Source organism: Pseudoxanthobacter sp., assembly GCF_036822375.1.
Classification (GTDB): domain Bacteria; phylum Pseudomonadota; class Alphaproteobacteria; order Rhizobiales; family Segnochrobactraceae; genus Pseudoxanthobacter.
This window is the reverse complement of record NZ_DAISHT010000339.1, coordinates 1-2523: the sequence shown is the minus strand read 5'-3', so window position 1 is coordinate 2523 and position 2523 is coordinate 1. Positions and strand designations below refer to the sequence as shown.

Genomic DNA, 2523 nt, shown 5'->3' with positions numbered 1-2523 from the left:
CCGGGGCGGGGTGCTTTCCCGGGCGCTCGGATGCTCTCACTGCCCGCAAACCCCCGCCGGTCCGCAAGGCGGGATTGCGCAGGCGCCCGGCCTTGCAAGGCGTGGTGATATCCGGTGGGGCCGCGGCTCATCCTTGAGTCTAAACTTTTGAAAAAAACGATTGCCATATGTAAAATCATCAGGCTTATGTAGGGGCACCGAAAGCGCCTGAGCCGGATGTGCAATGAGCCCCTCTGCCGAGCCACGAATGATCCCATCTGCGCGCGAAGCAGCGGTTGCCCGGCTGGGCGGCCTGCAGGCGGCGGACGTGCTGATCATCGGCGGCGGCGTCAATGGTGCGGGCACGCTGCGCGATCTGGCGCTGAACGGCGTTTCGGCGGTTCTGATCGACACAGGCGATTTCTGCGCCGGTGCCAGCAGCGCTTCCAGCCGCATGGCGCACGGCGGGCTGCGCTATCTGGAAGGACGGGAATTCCGCCTCGTCGCGGAATCGGCACGGGAGCGCAATCTGCTGCTGCACGATGCGCCGCATCTGGTGCGGCCGCTCGAGATCGTGGTGCCGCTGGAAACGCTGGTCAGCGGCCTGCCGCAGGCCATGCTGCGGTTCGCCGGGCTGTCGCGCCGCTCCGGGCCGCTGAGCCTTGCGGCGCTGGAAGGGGCGCTGGCGCTCTATGAGCATCTGGGGGCGAAGTTCCGCGCCCTGCCGCGCCATCGCACGGTGCTGAAGCGCGGGGCTTTTCCCGCCGGGCTCGATGCCGGCACGCGCGCGGTCGTCAGCTATTACGATGGCGAGATCGTCAATCCGGAAGGTCTCATCTTTGAGATGCTCGGCGAGGCGGCCGATGCCGGCAATGTGGCGGCGGTCAATCACATCACATGGTCGGCGGCGGCCGGTGCGGTTTCGGTCACCGATGATGTGTCGGGCCACACCGTCGCGCTGCGGCCGCGGGTGGTCGTGAATGCGACCGGGGCGGCCATCGATGCCGTCAACGCCCGGCTGGGGCTGAAGACGCAGCTCATCCGGGGCGTGAAGGGCGCGCATCTGGTCATCGCGCACCCGAAGCTGTTCGAGCGGATGGCGGGCCGGGCGTTCTATTTCGACGACGGCCACGGGCGCATGGTCATCAGCCTGCCGGTGGCCGGCACCATCCTGATGGGAACGACGGAGGTCGAGACGGCCGACCCCGGCGACCGCGGCGTGGCGGGCAGCGAGGTCGATTATCTGCTGGGGGCGCTGGGCGGGCTGTTCAGCGATATTCCGGTTGGTCGCGAGCATGTGGTGGCGGTGACGTCGGGCATCCGTCCGCTGCAGGCGGGCGGCGGCGGCAATGCCACGCAGGCGGCGCGCGATCATGCTCTGGTGGAACACACCGCGGCGGGCCGGCCGGTGATTTCGCTGGTCGGCGGCAAGTGGACGACGTTCCGCGGCTTTGCGGAGCAGGCCACGGATTGCGTGCTGAAGCACCTCGGACGGACCCGCACGACGGGGACGGCGCAGCGCGCCTATCCCGGCGCGGCACCGGTGGATGCCGCTGCGCTTGCCGGCGAAACCGGGCTGCCGCCGGCCCGCATCGCCGGGCTGGTGGCGCGCTATGGCGCGCTTGCCCGTCCGGTCGCCGCCTTCTGCGCCGCCGCGCCCGACCGCATGCTGGCCGGCCGCACGGACTATTCCCGGCGTGAGATCCTGTGGCTCGTGCAGGCGCGAATGGCGCAGCGGCTGGACGATCTGGTTCTGCGGCGGACCGGGCTGGTCGTGACCGGCACGCTCGGCCGCGAAACCGTCGCCGATATGGGGCACTGCCTCGCGCAGGCCCTTGGCCGGGATGCCGCATGGGCGGAGGCCGAGATTGCGCGGGCCGTTGCCGATCCGCGCATTCTGGGATTTGCCGGCGGCGGCGTAACGGCAAGCGCCCGCGGCACAGCGGCAAGCGCCTGCGGCGAAAGCGTGAGCGCCTGCGGCGGGCCTGAAAGCGGAGGAGGAGGCCGGCATGAGCCTGCCTGAACAGAGCGGCACAAAGCCGCCGTTGGAAACGCCCGAAGCAATAAGCCCCCTCGTTCTGGCCGTCGATGCCGGGGGCACGGCCGTCAAGGTCGTTCTGGTCGATGCGGCCGGCCGTGCAGAGGCCGAGCAGGCGGCCGAAGTCGAGACCCATCACTACGCCGATGGCCGTGTGGAGCGCGACGCCGATGCCTTCTGGCAGGCCACCGCCCGGGCCATCCGCACGCTGCTGGCGGCGCACGATCCGGCGCGCATCCGCGCCATCGGCTGCACCGGTTTCGGCAACGGCATCTTTCTGGTCGATGCCGACGGGCGGCCGACGCGGCCGGGCATCGTTTCGGTCGATCATCGCGGCCAGCCGCTGGTCGATGCTCTGATGGCCAGCGGCGGGGCGGCGGAAATCGCCCGTCTCAACGGCCATCGCCCGTGGGGCGGGCAGACGGTGGTGCAGCTCGCCCATCTGGCGAGGGCCGAGCCGGAGGTGATGGCGCGCACCCGCTGGGGGCTGGCCTGCAAGGATTTCA

At 70.2% G+C, this 2523-nt stretch carries 2 protein-coding genes; both read left to right on the top strand.

The window, feature by feature from the left end; all coding sequences use genetic code 11:
- Positions 1-247: 247 nt before the first annotated feature.
- Positions 248-2002: a glycerol-3-phosphate dehydrogenase/oxidase gene (locus V7067_RS17365; RefSeq protein WP_334177140.1), complete on the top strand. Its 1755-nt coding sequence runs from the start codon at positions 248-250 to the stop codon at positions 2000-2002.
- Positions 1989-2523 (top strand): FGGY family carbohydrate kinase (locus V7067_RS17360; protein WP_334177139.1); only part of this gene is annotated, 535 nt, incomplete at its 3' end. The genes V7067_RS17365 and V7067_RS17360, both read left to right, overlap by 14 nt.

Coding starts and splice junctions, on each gene's coding strand:
- V7067_RS17365 (WP_334177140.1), top strand. CDS start 248: ATGATCCCATCTGCGCGCGAAGCAGCGGTTGCCCGGCTGGGCGGCCTG.